At 66.5% G+C, this 21,047-nt stretch carries 20 protein-coding genes and 1 riboswitch; of the genes, 8 read left to right on the top strand and 12 right to left on the bottom strand.

What is annotated here, in order from left to right; all coding sequences use genetic code 11:
• The first annotated feature begins 23 nt into the window (after positions 1 to 23).
• A riboswitch (cobalamin riboswitch) is annotated at positions 24 to 220 on the top strand.
• A gap of 69 nt (positions 221 to 289) precedes the next feature.
• From BUB09_RS03875 to BUB09_RS03865, 3 genes are all read left to right on the top strand, one after another.
• Positions 290 to 2,137 (top strand): TonB-dependent receptor domain-containing protein, encoded by a 1,848-nt coding sequence (locus BUB09_RS03875; RefSeq protein ID WP_217650229.1) that lies wholly within the window; start codon positions 290 to 292, stop codon positions 2,135 to 2,137.
• 27 nt (positions 2,138 to 2,164) lie between these two features.
• Positions 2,165 to 2,707: a cob(I)yrinic acid a,c-diamide adenosyltransferase gene (locus tag BUB09_RS03870; RefSeq protein ID WP_072894464.1), complete on the top strand. Its 543-nt coding sequence runs from the start codon at positions 2,165 to 2,167 to the stop codon at positions 2,705 to 2,707.
• A 64-nt stretch (positions 2,708 to 2,771) separates the two neighbouring features.
• The gene (locus tag BUB09_RS03865) at positions 2,772 to 4,655 is read left to right on the top strand and encodes a sulfatase family protein (RefSeq protein WP_072894462.1); all 1,884 of its coding nucleotides are present in this window, start codon (positions 2,772 to 2,774) and stop codon (positions 4,653 to 4,655) included.
• A gap of 69 nt (positions 4,656 to 4,724) precedes the next feature.
• Here the strand turns inward: BUB09_RS03865 and metK are convergent, their stop codons facing one another.
• The 5 genes from metK to BUB09_RS03840 form a co-directional block, all read right to left on the bottom strand.
• Entirely contained in the window at positions 4,725 to 5,924 is a 1,200-nt protein-coding gene (metK, locus tag BUB09_RS03860) for a methionine adenosyltransferase (RefSeq protein WP_072894459.1), read from the bottom strand.
• Positions 5,925 to 6,045: 121 nt separating this feature from the next.
• On the bottom strand, positions 6,046 to 6,537 hold the full coding sequence (locus BUB09_RS03855; protein WP_072894456.1) for a cupin domain-containing protein: 492 nt from the start codon (positions 6,535 to 6,537) through the stop codon (positions 6,046 to 6,048).
• Positions 6,538 to 6,541: 4 nt separating this feature from the next.
• Positions 6,542 to 6,859 (bottom strand): pyrimidine/purine nucleoside phosphorylase, encoded by a 318-nt coding sequence (ppnP, locus tag BUB09_RS03850; RefSeq protein WP_072894453.1) that lies wholly within the window; start codon positions 6,857 to 6,859, stop codon positions 6,542 to 6,544.
• The gene (locus BUB09_RS03845) at positions 6,859 to 7,023 is read right to left on the bottom strand and encodes a rubredoxin (RefSeq protein ID WP_072894450.1); all 165 of its coding nucleotides are present in this window, start codon (positions 7,021 to 7,023) and stop codon (positions 6,859 to 6,861) included. The genes ppnP and BUB09_RS03845 overlap by 1 nt, the downstream gene beginning before the upstream one ends.
• An 84-nt stretch (positions 7,024 to 7,107) precedes the next feature.
• On the bottom strand, positions 7,108 to 8,292 hold the full coding sequence (locus BUB09_RS03840; protein WP_072894447.1) for an alkane 1-monooxygenase: 1,185 nt from the start codon (positions 8,290 to 8,292) through the stop codon (positions 7,108 to 7,110).
• A 251-nt stretch (positions 8,293 to 8,543) separates the two neighbouring features.
• Here BUB09_RS03840 and BUB09_RS03835 point away from each other — a divergent pair, with 251 nt between their 5' ends.
• Together BUB09_RS03835 and BUB09_RS03830 are read left to right on the top strand one after the other, a co-directional pair.
• On the top strand, positions 8,544 to 9,689 hold the full coding sequence (locus BUB09_RS03835; protein WP_084083143.1) for an ABC transporter permease: 1,146 nt from the start codon (positions 8,544 to 8,546) through the stop codon (positions 9,687 to 9,689).
• Complete coding sequence (locus BUB09_RS03830) at positions 9,686 to 10,420, top strand: ABC transporter ATP-binding protein (protein WP_072894445.1); 735 nt, start codon at positions 9,686 to 9,688, stop codon at positions 10,418 to 10,420. The genes BUB09_RS03835 and BUB09_RS03830 overlap by 4 nt, the downstream gene beginning before the upstream one ends.
• Positions 10,421 to 10,453: 33 nt before the next feature.
• Here BUB09_RS03830 and clsB read toward each other — a convergent pair whose 3' ends face one another.
• From clsB to ampD, 5 genes are read right to left on the bottom strand one after another with little or no spacing between them, the layout of a single operon-like run.
• Positions 10,454 to 11,704: a cardiolipin synthase ClsB gene (clsB, locus tag BUB09_RS03825; protein ID WP_072894442.1), complete on the bottom strand. Its 1,251-nt coding sequence runs from the start codon at positions 11,702 to 11,704 to the stop codon at positions 10,454 to 10,456.
• Between the two features lie 10 nt (positions 11,705 to 11,714).
• On the bottom strand, positions 11,715 to 12,476 hold the full coding sequence (locus tag BUB09_RS03820) for an endonuclease/exonuclease/phosphatase family protein (protein ID WP_072894440.1): 762 nt from the start codon (positions 12,474 to 12,476) through the stop codon (positions 11,715 to 11,717).
• A 58-nt stretch (positions 12,477 to 12,534) separates the two neighbouring features.
• Positions 12,535 to 13,380: a cobalamin-binding protein gene (locus BUB09_RS03815; RefSeq protein ID WP_084083142.1), complete on the bottom strand. Its 846-nt coding sequence runs from the start codon at positions 13,378 to 13,380 to the stop codon at positions 12,535 to 12,537.
• Entirely contained in the window at positions 13,380 to 14,270 is an 891-nt protein-coding gene (gene ampE, locus BUB09_RS03810) for a regulatory signaling modulator protein AmpE (RefSeq protein WP_072894437.1), read from the bottom strand. Before ampE ends, BUB09_RS03815 begins: the two co-directional genes overlap by 1 nt.
• Before the next feature lie 45 nt (positions 14,271 to 14,315).
• Positions 14,316 to 14,879: a 1,6-anhydro-N-acetylmuramyl-L-alanine amidase AmpD gene (gene ampD / locus BUB09_RS03805; RefSeq protein WP_072895406.1), complete on the bottom strand. Its 564-nt coding sequence runs from the start codon at positions 14,877 to 14,879 to the stop codon at positions 14,316 to 14,318.
• A 72-nt stretch (positions 14,880 to 14,951) separates the two neighbouring features.
• Between ampD and BUB09_RS03800 the strand changes: the two genes are divergently transcribed.
• Positions 14,952 to 17,768, top strand: coding sequence for a M16 family metallopeptidase (locus BUB09_RS03800; RefSeq protein WP_072894436.1), 2,817 nt, complete (start codon positions 14,952 to 14,954; stop codon positions 17,766 to 17,768).
• 21 nt (positions 17,769 to 17,789) lie between these two features.
• Here the strand turns inward: BUB09_RS03800 and BUB09_RS03795 are convergent, their stop codons facing one another.
• A complete protein-coding gene (locus tag BUB09_RS03795; RefSeq protein ID WP_072894433.1) occupies positions 17,790 to 18,137 on the bottom strand; it encodes a hypothetical protein in 348 nt (115 codons plus the stop codon).
• A gap of 115 nt (positions 18,138 to 18,252) precedes the next feature.
• On the opposite strand from BUB09_RS03795, the gene BUB09_RS03790 reads away from it, so the two are divergent.
• A complete protein-coding gene (locus BUB09_RS03790; protein WP_072894431.1) occupies positions 18,253 to 18,555 on the top strand; it encodes a putative signal transducing protein in 303 nt (100 codons plus the stop codon).
• Entirely contained in the window at positions 18,555 to 19,016 is a 462-nt protein-coding gene (locus tag BUB09_RS03785; RefSeq protein WP_301331845.1) for a tRNA (cytidine(34)-2'-O)-methyltransferase, read from the top strand. Before BUB09_RS03790 ends, BUB09_RS03785 begins: the two co-directional genes overlap by 1 nt.
• 10 nt (positions 19,017 to 19,026) lie before the next feature.
• Here BUB09_RS03785 and BUB09_RS03780 read toward each other — a convergent pair whose 3' ends face one another.
• A complete protein-coding gene (locus tag BUB09_RS03780; protein WP_072894429.1) occupies positions 19,027 to 21,045 on the bottom strand; it encodes an acetoacetate--CoA ligase in 2,019 nt (672 codons plus the stop codon).
• Positions 21,046 to 21,047: the final 2 nt, after the last annotated feature.

Below are 21,047 nucleotides of genomic sequence, written 5' to 3'. Positions count from 1 at the left end.
ATCCGCACGGCCCCGGCGCGGCTGCGTAGAATGGCGGCGCAGGTGTCCAACGGCCGATCAGCCGAAGGGTGAAACGGGAAGTTCGTGCAAAGCGAACACTGCCCCCGCAACGGTAAGTGGGAAGCCACGGCGTACACGCCACTGGGCCGGATCGCGGCCTGGGAAGGTGCCGATGGCATGGCCCACGAGTCCGGAGACCGGCCTGTGCAGCCTCGACTTCGCGGTCGAGTCATCCGCCATTGACGGCGCGCGGGGACGTGCGCCGTTGGGAGTTTTATCCAATATGAAGATGTTCAAACTGCCCCGCCGAAACGGGGCCGCTGTCGTTGTGCCTGCGGTTTGCGCCGCGCTGCTGTCCGTTCTGCCTTGGTCGCCTGCCAGCGCCGCCGATCCCGACGCGCCGCCGACGCTGCTCGACACCGTCGTCGTCACCGCCACCGGCCAGCCCACCGCGCTCGGCGATGTGCTGGCGCCGGTGCAGATCATCACGCGTGACCAGATCGAGCTGGCCCAGGCCGGTGATCTGGCCGAGCTGCTGCGGTTTTTTGCCGGCGTGGAACTCGGCCGCAACGGCGGTCCGGGCCAAGTGACGTCGGTGTTCATTCGTGGTGGCGAGTCCAATCACACGCTGGTGCTGGTCGACGGCGTGCGCGTCAACCCGGCGACGTCGGGCGGCGCGGCCTTGCAGAACATCGCGCCCGAGAGCATCGAGCGCATCGAAGTGGTCAAAGGGCCGCGCGCGACGCTGTATGGCTCCGATGCGATCGGCGGCGTGATCAACGTGATCACGCGCGGCAGCGCTGCGGCCGATGGCAGCAGCGTTGGCGGCACCCTGCGCGGCGGCAGCTTCGGCACGATCGCCGGCGCCGCGCGCGGCCGCTACAACGGCGAGCGCCTCAGCGCCACGCTGCAGGCCGAGCATGAAAAGGTCGACGGCTTCCCGGCGCTAAAAGGCTTTGACGACGACACTGGCTATCAGCGCGACAGCGTCAACGCCGATGCGCGTTATCAGCTCGGTGCGGCGACGCTCGGTGCGCGCTGGTGGGATGCGCGCGGCGACGTCGAGTACTACGGCTTCGACGCCGACTTCAACCGCGCCGTCGTGTCGCAGCAGTACCGCAATCAGACCGGCGCCCTAGACGTGACGCTGCCGCTGGGCGAGCGCGTCAGCAGCACGCTGCAAGCGACGCGCACGCTCGACCGCATCGACCAGAAGCAGAGCGACGATCGCGTCGAGACGCGCCGTCACGCGCTCGATGCCGCGCTGGTCTACGCACTCGATGCGCATCGGATCAGCACCGGCCTCAACCTCGCGCGCGAAGACGTCGAAGCGCTGAACTTCGGCACGGCGATCGACCAGCGTCGAGACATCGTTGCGCTGCGCGCGCAAGACGAATGGCAGGCGGGCCGTCATCGTGCGGTGATCGGCGGCAGCCTCACCGACTACGAAGGCTTTGGCGGCCGCGTCGATGGCAGCCTCGACTACGGCTATGACTGGCGTGACGGCACGCGCTTGCTGGCGTCGGCCGGCACCGGCTTTCGCGCGCCCGATGCGACCGACCGCTTCGGCTTCGGTGGCAACCCCGATCTGGACCCTGAAAAAGCGCGCAACTACGAGCTGGGTGTGCAGCAGCGCCTGGGCGCGCATCAGCGTGCCGATCTGCGCGTGTTTCGCAGCGACGTCGACGACTTGATCAACACGCTGTGCGACGCCGACTTCAATTGCACGTCAGTCAATGTCGACCGCTATCGCAACACCGGCGTCGAGCTGAGCTATCAGCTGACGCTGCAGCAGTGGTCGGCGTACTTGAGCGGCATTCACCAAGACCCGGAAGACCGCGCCACCGGCGACACCTTGCTGCGCCGCGCGCGCCGCTCGGCGGCGCTGAAGCTGAGCCGTCGCATGGGCCGCTATCAGGCCGGGGTCGACGTGCTGGCCAGTGGCGCGCGTCAGGACTTCGGCGGCGTGCGGCTCGGCGGCTACACGCTGCTGAATCTGACGGCCGGCGCCGAGCTGACGCGTCGCTGCTCGCTGCAGCTACGTGTCGAAAACCTGTTCGACAAAGACTACGAAACGGCCGACACCTATCGTCAGCCGGAGCGTAGCTACTATGCGACGCTGCGTTATGCGTACTGACACGCGCCGCCGCGCAACGGAGCGAACATGGGCAACCGACTGAGCAAGATCGTCACCCGCACCGGCGACCAGGGCAGCACCGGCTTGGCCAACGGCGATCGCATCGACAAGAGCGATGCGCGCGTTCACGCGATGGGCGACATCGACGAGCTGAATTCGCAGATCGGCGTGTTGCTGACGCAGGCCTTACCCGCGGCCGTGCGCAGCACGCTGCAGCGCGAGCAGCACACGCTGTTCAACCTCGGCGGTGAGCTGGCGATTCCAGGTAGCGTGCTGGTGCACGACGAGGATCTGGCGCGGCTCGATGCGGCGCTGGAGTCGTTCAACGCCGATCTGCCGCCGCTGAAGGAATTCGTGCTGCCAGGCGGCAACGCGGCAGCGGCGCACTGCCATGTCGCACGTGCCGTCGCGCGTCGTGCCGAGCGCCAGGTGTGGGCGCTGCATCAGCGTGATCCACTGAACCCGGCGACACCGCGCTACTTGAACCGTTTGTCCGACCTGCTGTTCGTCATCGCGCGCACGCTGGCGCGCGACGGCGGCGGCAGCGAAGTGACCTGGGTGCGCTGCTGACGGCTCGGCGCTGCGGTGCTGGTCGGGATGTTGCTTGTAGCGTGGCAGGCAACGGAGGTGATTCATGGAAGAAACCCGACACGGCCCGCAGCGCCAACCTCGGCGGCGGCGCGGGACGGTGCTGCTGCTGAGCTTGCTGTCGCTGCTGGTTGCTGCCGCAGTGTTCATCAAGACCGGACCGCACCCGCTGCACCAGCCGGCGCTGTCGCCGGTCGCGGCGACGCCGGCCGGGGTGCGGCCGAATCTGCTGGTGATCATGGTCGACGACCTCGACCAGCCCACGTTCGACTTGATGCTGCGCAGCGGCTGGCTGCCGAACATCCAGCGCCACATCGCCGACGCGGGCGTGCGCTTCGACAACAGCTATGTCAGCGACGCGGTGTGCTGCCCGTCGCGCGCGACGTACTTCACCGGCCAGTATCCGCAGAATCACGGCATCCTCAGCGTCACCAAGGGCGTCGCGTACTGGTATCTGGCGGCCGAAAACCGTGAGGACCGCGCGCTCGGCGTGCTGATGCAGCAAGCCGGCTACTTCACTGGCCATATCGGCAAGTATTTAAACGGCTACGGCATGTTCTCCGACGCGGCGCACGTGCCGCGAGGCTATGACCAGTGGTACGGCCTGCTCGATCCGAGCACCTACGACCTGTTCGACTACCGGGTGAACCAGTCGATCGCCGCCAGCGGCCGCACCGAGTTGCGCGAGATCCACGCCGACCCTCGCACCGGCGCCGGCTATCAGACCGATCAACTCGGCGACTGGGCGCTGCAGTTTCTGCGCGATGCGCGCGGCAGCGGCAAGCCGTTCTATCTGACGCTCAAGCCAGTGGCGCCGCATATCGAAACGCAGAGCTTTCGCGACGATCCGGCCCTGGGTTATCGCGCGACGTTTCGCGAATACATCCGCCCGGCACCACGCCATGAATGCCTGGTGCGTGCATATCTGCCGCAGTACGTCGCGCCTGTGCAGCCCGGCCCCTGGTGCGACCGCCGTTTGCCCGACACGCTGGCGTACCTGGCGACGCGACCGTCGTTCAACCGCATCGATGACGACAAGCATCCGCGCCTGGTCAAAGTGCTGCAGCCGCTGAGCGTGGCCAACGGCGATATCGGTGCACTGCAACGCCAGCACCAGATGCGCATGGCGGCGATGCTGGCCGTCGATGATGTCGTCGGCCGCGTGATCGACGCGTTACGCGACAACGGTCAGCTCGATGACAGCCTGGTGCTGTTCACGTCCGACAACGGCTACTTCTTCGGCGAGCACGGATTGAACTCCAAGCTGCTGCCGTATGAAGAATCGATCCGCGTGCCCTTGTTGGCGCGCCCGCCGCGTGGCTACCGCACGGCCGCGCAGCAAACGGCGATCGCATTGAACAACGACCTAGCGCCGACCTTGGCCGACTATGCCGGCGCCCGGCCGCTGCGCGACAGCGATGTATTCGACGGTCGCAGCTTGCGCGCTTTGATCGATGGCGACGGCAATGCGGCGCATGCCGCGTCACGTCGGCAGTTCATGGTCGAGCACTACATCGAAGCCACGACGATGGAGCTGGCGGCCGACTTTCCGCTGTATGACCAGCTGTCCGAAGTGGCCACGCAGTTTCTCGGCAAGCTCGCTGGCTTTGAGTTGGGCGCGCTCGGCAACCTGAGCTATCCGGCCTACAAGGCGGTGCGTCGTCAGGCACCCGGCGACAACTGGCTGTACGTGCAGTGGTATCGCGAGCGCAGCAACCGGCCGCAAGTGCTCGACGATGCGCGCTGGCATGTCGACTTCGAAGAGCTGTACGACCTCGATCGCGACCCGTATCAGAGCGTCAATCTGGTGCCGCTGCTGCAAGACGCCGACTATCGCCGCGCCGCCGACGCGATGGCGGCGATGAAGCGCGATCTTGATGCGCTCAAGGGCTGCAAGGGCGCCAGTTGCCGCGACGTCGAAGACCGCTGACGCGTGCCGCAAAACGACGAAGGCCGCCTCATGGGCGGCCTTCGTGCGATCGGTCGGGCGAGCCCGGCCTTACTTCATGCCCTTGGCGTCCTGCTTGAGCGCGTCGGCACGGTCGGTCTTTTCCCACGAGAACGCGGTGAAGGTTTCGCCGTTGACCGTCATCTCGAACGGCTTGCGGCCGAAGTGGCCGTAGCTCGCGGTCAGCTGGTACATCGGGTGGATCAGGTCGAGCATCTTGACGATGCCATACGGACGCAGATCGAAGTGCTGGCGCACCAGCTTTTCGAGGCTCGCGTCGCTGACCTTGCCGGTACCGAAGCTGGTGACGAAGATCGACGTCGGCTCGGCCACGCCGATCGCGTAGCTGACCTGCACTTCGCACTTCTCGGCCAGGCCGGCGGCCACGATGTTCTTGGCGACGTAACGCGCGGCGTAAGCGGCGCTGCGGTCGACCTTGGACGGGTCCTTGCCCGAGAACGCGCCGCCACCGTGACGTGCCCAGCCACCGTAGCTGTCGACGATGATCTTGCGGCCGGTCAGGCCGCAGTCACCGACCGGACCGCCGATGACGAAGTTGCCGGTCGGGTTGATGTGGAACTTGGTGTTCTTGCTGATCCACTTGGCCGGCAGCACCGGCTTGAGGATTTCTTCCATCACGCCTTCGCGCAGGTCCTTGAGCTTCACGCTCGGGTCGTGCTGCGTCGACAGCACCACCGCGTCGAGGCCGACGGCAACGCCGTCCTTGTAGCGCAGCGTGACCTGGCTCTTGGCGTCGGGGCGCAGCCACGGCAGCTTGGACTTCTTGGCTTTGCGGATCTTGGACTGCTGCTCGACGATGCGATGGCTGTAGTAGATCGGCGCCGGCATCAGCTCCTTGGTCTCGTCGCAGGCGTAGCCGAACATCAGGCCCTGGTCGCCGGCGCCCTGTTCCTCGGGGTTCTTGCGGTCCACGCCCATCGCGATGTCCGGCGACTGCTTGCCGATCAGGTTGAGCACGCCGCAGGTGGCGCCGTCGAAGCCGACGTCACTGCTGGTGTAGCCGATGTCGGTGATGACCTTGCGCACCAGCGCTTCGAGGTCGACCCAAGCACTGGTCGTGATCTCGCCGGCGACGATCGCGACGCCGGTCTTGACCAGCGTTTCGCAAGCGACGCGGGCGGCCTTGTCCTGGACCAGGATCGCATCGAGCACCGCGTCAGAAATCTGGTCGGCGACCTTGTCGGGATGACCTTCGGAAACGGACTCGGACGTGAACAGGTATTCGGACATCAACGGACTCCAGGAACGGGTGCAGGCAACAGGTATGAGGATGATCCGCGCATGCGGATGCACGGATGGCCGCGCATTGTAGCGACAGCATTCCGCAACTGATAGGCACGCGGGGCCGCCGTCAATCGGCCGGTCGCACCAGGTGGCGCAGCGTCGGCAGATGCGCTGCATGGTCGCCTGCCAATTGCGACAGGCTCATGAATTCGTGGTCGGCGTAGTCGAAACCCGGCAGCACGACTTCGGACACCAGCGCGTGATCGGCGCCGTCGACCAGTTCGCTGGCCTTCCAGACGCCGCCGGGTACATCGAGAAACAGCGCCTCGCCGGCCGCCACGCCCAGCGTTGTCGACGTCAGCACGCCGTCAGCGGTCAGCAGCCAGTAGCGCACCGGGCCGCCGTGCTGCAGGTAATGCAGGATGCGCGACCGGTTGCGGTGCAGACGCCCCTGTGGCGACGCGGTGTCGAGCAGGTAATGGATCGACGAGGCGGCGGCGCGTTCGCCACCGGGTGTGGCAACGGTGCGTGCGTCGGTAAAGATGCGGCGGAAGTACCCGCCTTCGGGATGCGGCTGCAGGCCGAGCCGCTCGACCCAGCTTGCAGCCGGCTGGTTCACCGGATCAGCCGAAGTGGCAGATGTAGTGCAGCGTATCGAGCGTTTCGATGTCGAACGCCGAGTCGCCGGGCACGTCGAACGACTGGCCGCCCTGGTATTCAACCCAGGTCTCGCGGCCCTTGAGCCGCACGCGGCAGCGGCCGGCGATCAGCTCCATCGTCTCGGGTGCGCCGGTCGTGAACAGCAGCGACGACGGCAGGATCACGCCGACCGACTTGCGCGTGCCGTCAGCCAGCAACACCGTGTGGCTGACGCACTTGCCGTCGAAGTAGACGTTGGCCTGTGTCTGCACCGTGACATTGGCCAAGCTGGCCGTCGTCATCAGATTTCTTCCATCACAAAGTCGAGCTTGCCGGCGCCGCAGTCCGGGCAGGTCCAGTCATCCGGCACGTCTTCCCAGCGGGTACCCGCCGGAATGCCTTCGAACGGCAGACCTTTTTCTTCGTCGTAAACGAAATCGCAAACCAGGCAGCGCCACTTCTTCATGATAGGAAACAGGTAGTTGAACAGGATGGGAGACAGCAAAAAGGGCGGCGCGGTGTCGCGCCGCCCTGTCGCGATTATGCCTGACTAGGCTGCGGCGGTGGCTTTTGTCGAAACCTCGGGCGTGTAGCGGGCGATCACCTCGTCGCGGATCGACGGCTTGATGTTGGCCAGGCGCATGTCGCCCTTGTAGTGGGCGACGACCTTGGGGTTCATCAGCCGGAACCAGATCGGCGGGAAGTAGGCCAGCAACACCATCGAGGCATAGCCCGACGGCAGCTGCGGCGCTTCCGGGAAATGCCGCAGCGACTGGTACGGACGCGTCGGGTTGGCGTGATGGTCGGAATGACGCTGCAGGTGGTACAGGAACACATTGGTGACGATGTGGTTGCTGTTCCAGCTGTGGCGCGGCTGGCAGCGCTCGTAGCGGCCGTCGGCGCCCTTCTGCCGGCACAGGCCGTAGTGCTCCAGGTAGTTGACGACTTCCAGCAGGCTGCCGCCGTAGGCGGCCTGGGCGATCATGAACGGCAGCGCCCAGACGCCGAGCCACGCGGTCATCGCCGCGAACAGCACCAGGCTGATCGCCCACGACTGCAGGTTGTCGTTGCTGTAGTGCCAGACCGACTTGCCCTGGCGTTCCAGACGCTGCTTTTCGATGCGCCAGGCCGAGGCGATCGAGCCGACGACGCAGCGCGGCAGGAATTCCCAGAACGTCTCGCCGAAGCGGGCCGATGCCGGGTCTTCCGGCGTGGCCACGCGCACGTGATGGCCCCGGTTGTGCTCGGTGTAGAAGTGCCCGTACAGCACCGGCGCCAGCGCAATCTTGGCCAGCCAGCGGTCGAGCGGGTCAGTCGCATGGCCGAGTTCATGGCCGATGTTGATCGCCGCGCCCGATATCGCGCCGCAACTGAACACCAGGCCGGTCAGCTCCCACCAGGCCAGCGGCTGGGTCACGGCGACCCAGGTGCCGGCGATGAAGCTGCCGTACTGGATCGGCACCGCGGCGTAGATCGCCCAGCGGTAGTAGCGCTCCTGCGACAGGCTGGCGACGCGCGATTCCGGCGGATTCTCGACATCGGTGCCGATCAGCAGGTCGAGCACCGGGATCAGGCCATAGATGAACAACGGCGCCAGCCACCAGACCAGGCCCCAGCCGGTGGCCCAGTAGGCTGCGAACGAATACAGCGGAAAGCCGACGATGACGGCGCCGAGCAGCCACAGCGGGCGCTTGCGGTCGGTCCAGGTGTTCAGCGAGATGCTCGACGTGCTCATGAGGTGGTCCTCTCCAAAGGGCATGGTCCATGGCGTCGGTCTGTTAATCGACCGTTCAATTAACGTACGGGAAGCGAATGGCGAGCGTCAAGTCCGCCGGTCGATGCCGCTGCCGGCGGGCCGATATTCCTCGGCGTCGTGGCCGTGGCCGTGCCGCCGCGCGTGATTTTTGCTTGCGCTGCTGAGCCGACACGCGGCACCGTCGCCTTGTTCCCTTTGCCAGACCACCGCACCAGCGGAATCGGAGTCCCTTGTACCTCGTCGCACTCAAAATGCTGTTCGGCGACCAGTCCAAGTACATGATGCTGGTCAGCGGCATGGCGTTCGCCACCTTGCTGATGGCGCAGCAGTCGGCGCTGTTCTGCGGACTGATGAGCTGGACCTACTCGCCGCTGGTCAACATCAGCGCCAGCATCTGGGTGGCCGACAGCAAGGTCGAGCAGGTCAACGAAAACAAGCCAATGCGCGACACCGACGCCGACCGCATCCGCTCGGTCGACGGCGTCGCCTGGGCCGCGCCGCTGTACCAGGGCATCGTCGTCGCGCGCGACCCGACCAACAGCAACTTCAAGTTCATCACGCTGGTCGGCCTCGACGCGACCACGCTGGCCGGCGCGCCGGGGCGCATCGTTCAAGGCACGCTCGATGACCTGCGCCGGCCCGGCACGGCGATCATCGACGAGTTCGCCGTGGAGCGTTTCAGCGAAGGCCGCGACCAGCCGATCGGCGTCGGCGATCTGCTGGAGATCAACGACAACCAGGTCGAAGTCGTCGGCATCTGCGACGTGCAGCGGCCGTTCATCGGCGGGCCTTTCGTCTACACCACGTACGACCGCGCGGTGTCCACCTACGCCTACAAGTCGCGCAAGATGCTGACCTTCGTGCTCGCCGAGCCGGCCGCTGGGCTGAGCCCCACCGACGTGGCGCGCCGCATCGAAGCCGGCACCGGGCTCAAGGCGTTCACGCGCGAAGAGTTCCGCTGGTCGACGATCCGCTGGTTCTTCCGCAACACCGGCATTCCGATGGTGATGGGCATCACCGTGTTCATCGGCTTGGTCGTCGGCATGGCGATCTCGGCGCAGACGTTCTATTCGTTCGTGCTCGAAAACACGCGCTTTCTCGGCGCGCTCAAGGCCATGGGCACGCCGACGCCGGTGCTGTGCAAGATGCTGCTGTTCCAGTCGGTGGCGGTGGGCTTGATCGGCTACGGCATCGGCATCGGCATCACGGTCGCGTTCGGCCGCATGGCCTTGAGCACGCGGCAGATCCCGTACGCAATGCCGTGGCAGGTGCCGGCGATTGTGCTCGGCATCGTATTGCTGATCAGTTCGGTGGCCGCGCTGGGCGGCATCCTGAGAATCGCGCGGCTTGAGCCGGCGATCGTGTTCCGCGCATGAGCACCGTCACTCGCGATGCGGTGCAGATGCGCGGCGTCGACAAATACTTCGGCGAGGGCGATGCCCGCACGCACGTGCTCAAGACCACCGACTTCGACGCGCCGCTGGGCGAGCTGGTGATGCTGGTCGGCCCGTCCGGCTGCGGCAAGACCACGCTGCTGTCGGTACTGGCCGGCACGCTGAATGCCGACGGTGGGCAGGTCAGCGTGTTTGGCGAGCGCATCGACCAGATGAAGCCTGCCGCGCTGACGCGCTTCCGCGCGCAGAACATCGGCTTCATCTTCCAGCAGTTCAACTTGATCCCGACGTTGACCGCTGCCGAGAACGTGTCCGTCCCGCTGCTGATCCAGGGCAAGTCCAATGCGGTGGCGCTGAAGCGCGCGCGCGACGTGCTCGAACGCGTCGGCCTGGGCCACAAGGCGGGCGAGAGGCCGAGCAAGCTGTCGGGCGGCCAGCAGCAGCGTGTCGCCATCGCGCGCGCGCTGGTACACGAGCCGCGGCTGCTGATCTGCGACGAGCCGACGTCGGCACTCGACCGCGAAAACGGCACGCTGGTGATGCAGCTACTGCGCGACGTCGCCCGCAGCGCCGACCGCACGGTGATCATCGTCACGCACGACAGCCGCATCTACCGCTACGCCGACCGCATGGCCGAGATGGAAGATGGCCGCGTGTTCCGCACGCTGGACTCGGCTGTCGCCATCGCCGCCGAACACAGCGGCCACGGCTAGCGCGCGGCGTCGGATCGCGACGCTAAGCCCCGCTCATCGCGGGCGCGGATTCTCCGCTGACTCGGCGATCGACGATGCCGCGTCGGGTGAAGACAGCGGTGCATGGGCCGGCTGCCAGCCGACCCAGGCCGGGAAGCGTCGGCCCAAGTGGTAGATGACGAAGTTGAACAGCTGCCGGCGCAGATCGCGCTTGGGCAAGGCCGTCCATTCGACGCGGCGGCAGCGGCTCTGCATCAGCTCGCGCAAGCGCGACGCCAAGTGATGGTTGAAGTCGCCGTCAAGAAACAGCAGGTTTGATTCCAGGTTCAAGTACAAGCTCAGCGGGTCCAGATTGCTTGACCCGACTGTGGCCCAGTCATCGTCGATGACGGCGACCTTGGCGTGCAGCGGTCGCTCGCAATACTCGTGGATCGTGACGCCGGCCTTCATCAGATACTCGTACAGATTCTCGGCGACCCATTTGACGTACCACATGTCGGGCTTTCCCTGAAGAATCAGCGTGACGTCGACGCCGCGCCGCGCCGCGTCGCGCAAGTTGCGCAGCAAGCGGAATCCCGGGAAGAAGTATGCATTGGCGATGATGATGCGCCGCCGCGCGGCCTTGATCGCCAGCCGATACTCGCGCTCGATGTCGTCCGGATGTCGATCGTTGTCGCGCACGACGAAGCGCGCGCGCACCGGACCGACGGCCGCCAACGCGGGCGCCACCGGCGCCTTGCGATGGCGGCGCCACCAATGGTGTCGCGTGTGGGTCTTCAGCGCGTGCTTGGCCACCGACAGCTCGCAGAAGCGATGGATGTCGCGCACCACTGGGCCCTGTACTTCGACCGCGTAATCCTGTTTCGAGCTTGGGCCAAAGTCGGCAACATGATCGTGCGAGATATTGATGCCGCCGACGAACGCGAGCTCGCCGTCGATCACCACCAGCTTGCGGTGCAAGCGCCGAAACAGGTTGGTGCGCACGCCGAGCACTTTCGGTTGCGGTCGATAGACATGAAAGCCGATCCCCACGGCGGTCATCTCGCCGATGAACGCGGCGCTCAAGTCGGCGGATCCGTAGCCGTCGACGGTCAGCTCGATGCGGACACCGCGCTGCGCGGCGGCGATCAGCGCCTGCTGGAACGGCTGCCCGATCTTGTCGTCGAACAAGATGAAGGTCTCGACGAAGATTTCCTTGCGCGCCGCGATGATCGCATCGAGCACGCGCGGATAGTAGGCCTCGCCATTTTCGAGCAACTCGACGCGATTGCCGTCGACCCAGCGCTGTGCGTGACCGGATCTCATCGGCCGGTGCTCACACGCTGATGTCCAGTGCCAGCGCCGCGTGGTCCGATAGATGCGACCACGGCTTGTGATGCAGCACGACGGGCTTCGCAGTGTGCACGTTACGCGTGTAAATGCGGTCGAGCCGCAGCAGCGGCCAGCGCGCCGGGAACGTGCGCGCTTCGCGTCCGTGGTGCGAGGCGAAGGCTTCGACCAGGCCACAATCGCGCAGCAGGTCGCCGGCACGGACGCGCCAGTCGTTGAAGTCGCCGGCAATCACCAGCGGTGCGGTCGCCGGCACATGCTGATGGATCATCTTGCACATCAGCTGCAGCTGCTGACGCCGGTGCTGTTCCATCAGCCCCAGGTGCGCGCAGATCACGTGCACATCGAGGTCGCGCTGCGGCACGCGCAGCACGCAATGCAGCAGGCCGCGCCGTTCCGGCCCGGCGATCGACACGTCGCGGTTTTGCCAACTGGTAATCGGGAACTTCGACAACACCGCGTTGCCATGATGGCCGTCGGGGTAGATCGCGTTGCGACCGTAGCTGTAATGGCCCCAGATCGTGTCGGCCAGGAACTCGTACTGCGGCGACTGCGGCCAGTCACGTTGCCGCGACGAATGCAGCTCGTGCTGGCCCAGCACTTCCTGCAGGAACACCACGTCGGCGCCGACGCCGCGTACCGCCTCGCGCAAGTCGTGCAGCATGAAGCGGCGGTTGAAGACGGTGAACCCCTTATGGGTGTTCAGCGTCAGCACCTTGAAAGTGGTCAGCGGAAGCGAGCCTTCCATGCGTTGGACAGGGACCGGGGAAGCGGGTCCCCAGCTTGCCGCAACGGGCTGAATCTCGTCAGAACGGCGGCTGCTGGCGGGCGCGGTCCATTGCGGCACACAGCTCGGCGATGCCGTTGGCCATCCGTGGTGTCGCGCGGCTCAGTGTGTCGGCGTCGATCGCGTACAGATGGCCGCCGCGCGTGGCGCGCATCGACGGCCAGCGACGCCAGAACGCTTCGATGCCTTCGGAATGATCCTGCCGGCCCCAGACGACGACATCGGGATCGCGCGCCAGCACGGCTTCGCGGCCGAGCGCACCGGACAGCTGCGGTAGATCGGCGAATACGTTGTCGCCGCCGCACAGCGTGATCGCCTCGCTGATCGGGCTGTCGCGGTTGACGGTAAACATCGGCTCGGCCTCGATCTGGAAGAACACGCGCAGCCGCTTGCGGTCGCGATACTGCACGGCCAGTTGCGCGAGTCGATCGTGGAAGCGCTGGGCTTCGGCTTCCGCCGTCGCCTCGTGGCCCAACTCACGGCCAAGCTGGCGCAGCGCCGCTTCGATATCGGCCAGCTTGCGGATGTCGATCTCCACGACGCGCATGCCAAGACGTCGCAGCTGCGCGACCGTCGCGGGCGCGGTGCCGCCGGTCCAGCTCAGCACCAGGCTCGGCCGCAGCGCCAGCAAGCGCTCGGCATTGATGGCGAAGGCATCGCCGACGCTTGGCAGCGCGCGCACCGACTCCGGGTAGTCGCTGTGCTCGACGCGGCCGACCAGTTGATCGCAGCCACCGGCCGCGCAGGCCAGCTCGGCCAGATGGGGCGCCAGCGCGATGACGCGCGCCGCTTGGGCCGGTGGTGGCGCGACGACCGCCAGCAGCAGCGCCACGGTCAGCAGCGCACGCGAGGCGCAGCGCGGCATCAGAAGCCGCTGACCCAGGCGCCGGTGGCGAAGAACGCGAAGAACGCCAGCAGGATCAGCAGCGCACGATTCTGCAGGCTGACCACCTCGTGCAGCATTGCGTCGAAGTTCGGCGGCATCGCCGGGCCACCTCCGTCTTCGCCGTCGGTTTCCAGGCCGCCGCTGGCGGCTTCGGCGAGCACCGCCCAGGTCTTGCGGCGCCAGCCGGCGACGTCGCCGGACAAGGGATCGAACTCCAGCTGGCTCCAGGCGCGCAGCGCGTCGTCGAGACTGCCGGCCAGCCCGAACAGCAGCGCGGTGACGCGTGCCGGAATCCAGGCCATCAAGCCGTGCAGCGTGTCGGCGAAGTCCGCTGCCTGCGATTCGCCGTCGGCATGCAGCATCCGCGGCAGGCGGCTGGCGGTCCGGTACGCGACGGCGCCCAGCGGGCCGAACACGAAGAACCAGATCAGCACGCCGAACAGCCGCTCGTGCGACTGGATGAACATCGCGCCGATCAGCGAGCGATGACTCGGATCGGGCTTGGGGCCGCGCTGCAGCGCTCGCGCCAGATGCCGCGCGGTATCCACGTCGCCGGCCGCTCGGGCGCGCAGTAGTTCGCTGATGTCGTCGGCCAGGTCGCGCGGACCCAGGCACAGCAGCAGCACCAGCGCCGAGAAGCCCAGCGCGACGAACGGACTTTCGATCTGCTGCTCGATGCTCGCCACCAGCGCGATCGGTGGCAGCAGCAGCACCGGCACGATCGCCGGGCTGGCCCACAGCCAGGGCCAGCGCAGCAAGCCGCGCGCGCCGCGCACGGTGCTGTGCAGCAACACGGGGCGGCCCCACCAGTCGAGCTGGCCGAGCAGGCGTTCCAGCAACAGCGCGAAGAGCGTGGCGATCAGCAGCATGGCGTCATCATGACAGTGGGCACCGGTCCAAGAGAACGTGGGCGCTCACAGCCGCGCGCGGTACCCGGCCCAGTCGAAGTGCGGGCCCGGGTCGGTCTTGCGGCCCGGCGCGATCTCACTGTGGCCGGCGATCGCGTCTGGCGCCAGCGTCGGATAGCGTGCCCACAGCGCGTGGGTCAGCGCCGCCAGCGTCTCGTACTGCGCCGGCTCGAACGGTTGGGTGTCGCTGCCTTCCAGCTCGATGCCGACCGAGAAGTCGTTGGCCCGATTACGCCCGCGCCACTGCGAGGCCCCGGCATGCCAGGCGCGACGGTCGAACGGCACGTACTGCGTCACCGAGCCATCGCGGCGGATGCAGCAATGGGCCGACACGGTCAGCGTGGCGATGCCGGCGAAGTAAGGATGCGCGCCGGCATCCAGTGTGTTGGTGAACAGTGCGTCGATCCACGGCCCGCCGAACTGCTCCGGTGGCAACGAGATCGCGTGGATCACCAGCAGGTCGATCGTGCAGCCGTCGGGCCGCTCGTCGTGATTGGGCGAGGCATGCCAGCGCGCGCCGGTCAGCCGATGGGTCGAGTCGATCTGCCAGGGACGTTCAAAAACGGGCATGGGGGTCTCAGCGCGGTGCATCGCAGCTTGTGCACAATGGCGCATTGTCATCTGTCGTTGACCAGGAACTCTATGTCGATCGATCGTCTGGCTCGTCGTGCTTCCCTCGCACTGCTGGGCTCGCTGCTGGCCGGTTGCGCCAGCTATGCCAATCCCACCCCTGCTGCGCCGTCGGCCACTGCCGCAACGCCGCCACCGGCTAATGGTGCCGCACGCGCAGCCGGCTTCGACATTCCGTATCGCCAGCATATCTTGGCCAATGGGCTGACGCTGATCGTCCACGAAGACCACAAGGCGCCGATCGTCGCCGTCAACGTCTGGTATCACGTCGGCAGCAAGGACGAGCCTGACGGCCTGCACGGCTTTGCCCATCTGTTCGAGCATCTGATGTTCAACGGCTCGGAGCACTACAACGACGAGTTCTTCCGGCCGCTGGAAGCGGTCGGCGCATCGAAAATGAACGGCACGACCTGGTTCGACCGCACCAACTACTTCGAAAACGTGCCGACCTCGGCGCTGGACATGACGCTGTGGCTCGAATCGGACCGCATGGGGCATCTGCTCGGCGCCGTGGACCAGGCGTGGCTCGACGAGCAACGCGAGGTCGTACTCAACGAAAAGCGCCAGCGCGAAAACCAGCCCTACGGCCTGGTCGACGACTTGATTGCGCGCGAAACCTACCCGGCCGGCCATCCATATTCGTGGACGTCGATCGGCTCTGAAAAAGACCTGAAGGCCGCGTCGCTGGCCGACGTCAAGCAATGGTTCCAGGACCACTACGGTGCAGCCAATGCCACGCTGGTGATTGCCGGCGACGTCGACACCGACGAGGTCATCAAGAAAGTCGAGCGGTACTTCGGCGACATCGAGCCGGGGCCGACGCTGGCGCGTCGCTCGCAGTGGGTAGCCAAGATGAGCGGCAGCAAGCGCAGCTCGATCCAGGACCGCGTGCCGCAAGCGCGCCTGGTGCAGGTCTGGAACATCCCGGGCTTCTGCGAGCGCGATACCAATCTGTTGCAGATCGCCGGTGAAGTGCTGGCCGGCGGCAAGAACAGCCGCTTGTTCCAGCGGCTGGTCTACAACGAGCGGCTGGCGACCTCGGTCAGCGCCGACGTCGGACCGTTCGAGATCGGCAGCCAGTTCCAGATCGACACGATGGTCGCCGCGGGTGTCGACGTGGCCAAAGTCGAAGCGGCGATCGAACAGGAACTGCAGCGCTTTCTGACCGACGGCCCCACCGATGCCGAACTGGAGCGGATCAAGGTGCAGCAGGAAGGCGCGTTCGTGCGCAGCCTGGAACGCATCGACGGCTTCACCGGCAAGTCGTCGACGCTGGCGCAGTACCAGGTGTACTGCGGTACGCCCGACCACTACAAGACCGAGATGCGCTGGGTGTTCGACAGCACGCCGGCACAAGTGCGCGACGTTGCGCGGCAGTGGTTGTCCGACGGCCGCTTCACGCTCGACGTGCAACCGTTCCCCGATCTGGCACCAGCGGCCACCGGCGCCGACCGCAGCAAGCTGCCGGCGGTGTCGGAAGCGCCGGCGCTGAAGCTGCCGCCGCTGCAGCGCACGACGCTGTCCAACGGCCTGACCGTGCTGCTGGCCGAGCGTCACGAAGTGCCAGTGGTGCAGGCCACGCTGCTGGTCGATGCCGGTTACTCGGCCGATGCCGGCGTGGCGCCGGGCACGGCGAAGATGACGCTGGACATGCTCGACGAAGGCACGGCGACGATGGATGCACTGGCAATCGCCGGCCGCGCTGAAGATCTCAGCGCCACGCTGCTGAGCACCGCCAATGCCGATGCGGCCCTGATCGGCATCAACGCGCTGAAGAGCCGCCTGGCGCCGTCGCTCGATCTGTTCGCCGACGTGTTGCTGCACCCGAGTTTCCCGGAGGCCGAACTGGCGCGGCTCAAGCAGCAGCGCCTGGCGGCGATCCAGCAGGAAAAGTCGCAGCCGGTCGGCATCCTGACGCGGCTGTATCCGCAGCTGCTCTACGGCAGCGGCCATGCGTATTCGAACCCGCGTTCCGGTAACGGCACCGAAGCCTCGGTCAGCGCCCTGACGCGGGACGAGCTGCAGCGCTTCTACGCTCGCTGGGTGCGGCCTGACAACGCGCAGTTGCTGGTCGTCGGCGACACCACGCTGGCCGAGATCAAGCCGCTGCTCGAAGCGCGACTCGCCGGCTGGCGCGCGCCGGCCGACGCCAAGCCAACCAAGAACCTCGACACGGTGGCGCTGCCATCCAAGCCGCGCGTGTTTCTGGTCAACAAGACCGGCGCTGCGCAGACGCTGGTGTCGGCGTTGCTGCTGGCACCGCCGAAGTCCGACGCCGACGACGTCGCGGTCATGGTCGCCAACAACACGCTCGGCGGCTTGTTCCTGTCGCGCTTGAACATGAACCTGCGCGAGGACAAGCACTGGAGCTACGGCGCCAGCTCGCAGCTGGGCAGCGCGCGCGGCCAGCGTCCGTTCCTGGCGTATGCGCCGGTGCAGACCGACAAGACCGCCGAATCAATCCGCGAAATTGACCGCGAACTGCGCGCGATCACCGGCCGCAAGCCGATCACCGCCGAGGAGCTGAAGCTGGCCGCGAGCAACATCGTCGTCGGCCTGCCGGGTGACAACGAAACGGCCGGCGAAGTGGCCGGCTCGTACTTGAACATCCTGCAGTTCGGCCTGCCCGACAGCTACTACAACGATCTGGTGCCGGCGATCGAAGCGCTGACGCCGGACCAGGCGACAGCGGCGCTGAAGCGTTACCTGCAGCCCGACGCGCTGACCTGGGTCATCGTCGGCGACTTGAGCAAGATCGAAGCGCCGGTGCGCAAGCTCAAGCTCGGCGAGGTGCAGGTGCTCGACGTCGACGGCAAGCCGCTGCGCTGATGGCGCAGCGTGGCGCCGCGTCTAGTCCATGACGCCCAGCGGCCGGTCGAACGTGTAGCGCGCCGGCTCGACGACCAGCTTCTCGGCCGCCGCAGTCGGCGGCTCGGCTTGGATCAGCGCCAGCGGCAGCTGCAGCAGGAACAGGCCCGAGCCGATCACGGTCGCCACCAGACTCAACGGGCGGACGACGATCAGGTCGAAGGCCATCGCCGCTGCTGCCGGCGAGGCGTCGGGTGCCGGCTCTTCGACGACTGGGGTCGCCGGCGTTGCGGACTGCGCCCAGGCGCTGGTCGACGTCAGCAGCACCATGCCGGCAGCGAGCAGCAAGGGACGCAGCAAGGCGGTAGGACGGTCGGCAAAAGGGGTCATCGGATCGGCATCGTCAGCAGGGAGAGACGATCCAGACTAGGCGCCGCCGTTTCGGGCTGTCAACGCAAGCCGCCAGCTTGACGCCCGTGCCCGCGCTGCCGATTCTGCACGCCCGATGAGCGCCCTCTACCTTGCCGCCGACCCGATCGAAGCGCAGATCCTGCGCGACTATCTGCGTGACAACGGCATCGCGGTGCGCATCGATGGCGAGCACTTGTGGAGCGCGCGCGGCGAGCTGCCGATGGAGTATCCGCGCCTGTACTTGCTCGACGCCGCCGACGAGCCGCAGGCGCGCGCACTGCTGGCCGAGTACGAGCGCCGCGCGAACAACCCGTCGATCTGGCGCTGCGTGTGCGGCGAAACCGTGCCGCTGCATTTCGAACAATGCTGGAACTGCCAAACCGACCGCCCGAGCTGATGCAAGTCGCGCTCTACCAACCCGAGATTCCGCCGAATACCGGCAATGTGATGCGGCTGTGTGCCAACACCGGTTCGGTGCTGCACTTGATCAAGCCGCTCGGCTTTTCGATCGACGATGCTCAGCTGCGCCGCGCCGGCATGGACTACCGCGAGATCGCGACGATCCGCGTCCACGACGACTACGCCGCGTTTCGCGTCGCGACGGCCGGCGCGCGGTTGCTGGCGCTGAGCACGCGCGCGCAGCGCCGCTACGACGAGCTGGCCTATCGCGACGACGACATCCTGCTGTTCGGCCCCGAATCGCGCGGCTTGCCGGCCGACGTGCTGGACGAACTCGGCAGCGAACACTGCCTGCGCTTGCCGATGCAGGCCGGCTCGCGCAGCTTGAACCTGTCCAATGCCGTGGCCGTCGTCGTCTACGAAGCCTGGCGCCAGAGCGGCTTCATCGGCGGTCGCTGACGCACCGCGCTCAAACCGGCCGCGTCGGCCGCCGATAGTCGGCTTGAGCAGCGGCAAACTCGACGAAGTAGTCGATCGCCGTCGGGTTCATCATCGCGTCGCGGCTGGCGGCCTGGGCCAGCGGCCATCCCATCAGAATCTTGCGCACTGGCACTTCCATCTTCTTGCCGGTCAGCGTGTACGGCACCTGATCGACCGCATAGATGCGATCGGGCACGTGGCGCGGGCTGCAGTCGCGCTTGAGCCGCTGGTTGATCTGCTCGACGGTTGCCCCATCGAGCACCTGGCCGGGCTTGAGTCGCACGAACAGCGGCATGAAGAATCCGCCGCCATCGAGTTCGCAGCAGACCACCAAGCTGTCGGCTACGGCCTCGACCTGCTCGACCGCGCGATAGATTTCGGCCGTGCCGATGCGCACGCCGTAGCGGTTCAGCGTCGAGTCGCTGCGGCCGTAGATGTAGCAGCCGCCGCGCGCATTGATCTTGATGAAATCGCCATGGCGCCAGACGTCGGGATATACCGCGTAGTAAGCGTCGTGATAACGCTGGCCATCGGGGTCGTTCCAGAAGCGCAGCGGTGCCGACGGAAACGGCTGCGTGCACACCAGCTCGCCGACCGCGTCGATCAGCGGCTGACCGTCATCGCTCCAGGCTTGTATCGCCATGCCCAAGCAGCGCGCTTGAATCTCGCCCGCGTAGACCGGCAACGTCGGGCTGGCACCGACGAAGGCACTGCCCACTTCGGTGCCGCCAGACTGCGAGGTCACCCATAGATCGGCGCGCACGCAGTCGTAGAACCATTGGAACGTCTCCGGCGTGCACGGTGCGCCGGCCACCAGCACCGCTTCGAGCGCCGACAGATCGAACTGCCGCCCCGGCTCCAAGCCGGCTTTTTCCATGATCTGCACGAACGTCGGGCTGGCGCCGAAGTTGGTTGTGCGTGTGGCCTCGGCCAGTGACCACAGCCGATCGACACTCGGGTACATCGGGCTGCCGTCGTACTGCACGATCGCCGCGCCGGTCAGCAATGCGGCGACCAGCAGGTTGTACATCGTCCAGCCGGTCGTGCTGTAAAAAAACATTACACTGCCGGGCCGCAGATTGAAGTGGAAGCTCATCAGCTTCAGGTGCTCGATCAGCTGACCGGTGTGGTTGTGGACGATCGCTTTCGGCAGCCCGGTCGTGCCGGACGAAAACATGATCCACAGCGGATGATCGCCGTCGACGCGTTCGTAGCGGAACGCCTCGCGCGGTACGGCATCGCCATCGAGCAGTTCGCGCCAGTGCCGCGCGCCGCGCCATGGCGGCGCGCCATCGCCGTGCTGCAGCGTCGGCAACCACACCAGATGCTGCAAGGTCGGCAAGCCGGCCACGATCTGGGCGACTTCGTCGCGGCGGTCGTAGTCCTTGCCACCGAAGCGATACCCGTCGCAGGCCAGCATCAGCGTCGGCTCGATCTGCGCGAAGCGTTCGATCACCGTGCGCGTGCCGAACTCCGGTGCGGCGGCCGACCACACAGCGCCGATCGCCAGCGTCGCCAGCATGGCCACCGTGGTCTCAGGCACGTTCGGCAGATACGACACGACGCGATCGCCGGGCTGCAGGCCCAGCGCGCGGAACTGCGTCGCCACGAGTCGAACCTGTGCGCCCAACTGCTGCCAGCTGAGCTGTGCCAGCGGCTGCGACTCCGTTAGATGATGGATCGCCGTCTCGCCGGGCTGTGCCCGCGCCTCGTAACGCAGCAGATGCTCGGCGTAGTTGACGCGCACGCCTTCGAACCAGCGTGCCCGCTCCATCGACGGCCGCTGCAGCAGACGCTGCATCGAGCCGTCGGCAATCACATCGAAGTACGCCCACAGTGACGACCAGAAGCCCTCCAGATCATCGACCGACCATCGCCACAGCGCGTCGTAGTCGGTGTGGTCGAGCCCGCGCTCGCGGCGTAGCCAGCCCATATAGGCGCTGATGTTCGAGCGCGCAGCGAACGAGCCGCTCGGTGTCCACAGTCGCTGTCCTTCGACGACGCTCATCG

Source organism: Hydrocarboniphaga daqingensis, from assembly GCF_900129825.1.
Lineage (GTDB): Bacteria > Pseudomonadota > Gammaproteobacteria > Nevskiales > Nevskiaceae > Hydrocarboniphaga > Hydrocarboniphaga daqingensis.
The sequence above is the reverse complement of the archived record's forward strand: the minus strand, read 5'-3'. Positions and strand labels throughout refer to the sequence as shown.

Bases quoted from the DNA above. Each gene is read 5' to 3' on its own strand.
- BUB09_RS03820 (WP_072894440.1), bottom strand. From the start codon at position 12,476: ATGGAAGGCTCGCTTCCGCTGACCACTTTCAAGGTGCTGACGCTGAAC.
- BUB09_RS03845 (WP_072894450.1), bottom strand. From the start codon at position 7,023: ATGAAGAAGTGGCGCTGCCTGGTTTGCGATTTCGTTTACGACGAAGAA.
- BUB09_RS03865 (WP_072894462.1), top strand. From the start codon at position 2,772: ATGGAAGAAACCCGACACGGCCCGCAGCGCCAACCTCGGCGGCGGCGC.
- BUB09_RS03815 (WP_084083142.1), bottom strand. From the start codon at position 13,380: ATGCCGCGCTGCGCCTCGCGTGCGCTGCTGACCGTGGCGCTGCTGCTG.
- ampD (WP_072895406.1), bottom strand. From the start codon at position 14,879: ATGCCCGTTTTTGAACGTCCCTGGCAGATCGACTCGACCCATCGGCTG.
- BUB09_RS03830 (WP_072894445.1), top strand. From the start codon at position 9,686: ATGAGCACCGTCACTCGCGATGCGGTGCAGATGCGCGGCGTCGACAAA.
- BUB09_RS03780 (WP_072894429.1), bottom strand. From the start codon at position 21,045: ATGAGCGTCGTCGAAGGACAGCGACTGTGGACACCGAGCGGCTCGTTC.
- BUB09_RS03840 (WP_072894447.1), bottom strand. From the start codon at position 8,292: ATGAGCACGTCGAGCATCTCGCTGAACACCTGGACCGACCGCAAGCGC.
- BUB09_RS03785 (WP_301331845.1), top strand. From the start codon at position 18,555: ATGCAAGTCGCGCTCTACCAACCCGAGATTCCGCCGAATACCGGCAAT.
- ampE (WP_072894437.1), bottom strand. From the start codon at position 14,270: ATGCTGCTGATCGCCACGCTCTTCGCGCTGTTGCTGGAACGCCTGCTC.
- ppnP (WP_072894453.1), bottom strand. From the start codon at position 6,859: ATGACGACGGCCAGCTTGGCCAATGTCACGGTGCAGACACAGGCCAAC.
- metK (WP_072894459.1), bottom strand. From the start codon at position 5,924: ATGTCCGAATACCTGTTCACGTCCGAGTCCGTTTCCGAAGGTCATCCC.
- BUB09_RS03875 (WP_217650229.1), top strand. From the start codon at position 290: ATGTTCAAACTGCCCCGCCGAAACGGGGCCGCTGTCGTTGTGCCTGCG.
- BUB09_RS03795 (WP_072894433.1), bottom strand. From the start codon at position 18,137: ATGACCCCTTTTGCCGACCGTCCTACCGCCTTGCTGCGTCCCTTGCTG.
- clsB (WP_072894442.1), bottom strand. From the start codon at position 11,704: ATGAGATCCGGTCACGCACAGCGCTGGGTCGACGGCAATCGCGTCGAG.
- BUB09_RS03800 (WP_072894436.1), top strand. From the start codon at position 14,952: ATGTCGATCGATCGTCTGGCTCGTCGTGCTTCCCTCGCACTGCTGGGC.
- BUB09_RS03790 (WP_072894431.1), top strand. From the start codon at position 18,253: ATGAGCGCCCTCTACCTTGCCGCCGACCCGATCGAAGCGCAGATCCTG.
- BUB09_RS03870 (WP_072894464.1), top strand. From the start codon at position 2,165: ATGGGCAACCGACTGAGCAAGATCGTCACCCGCACCGGCGACCAGGGC.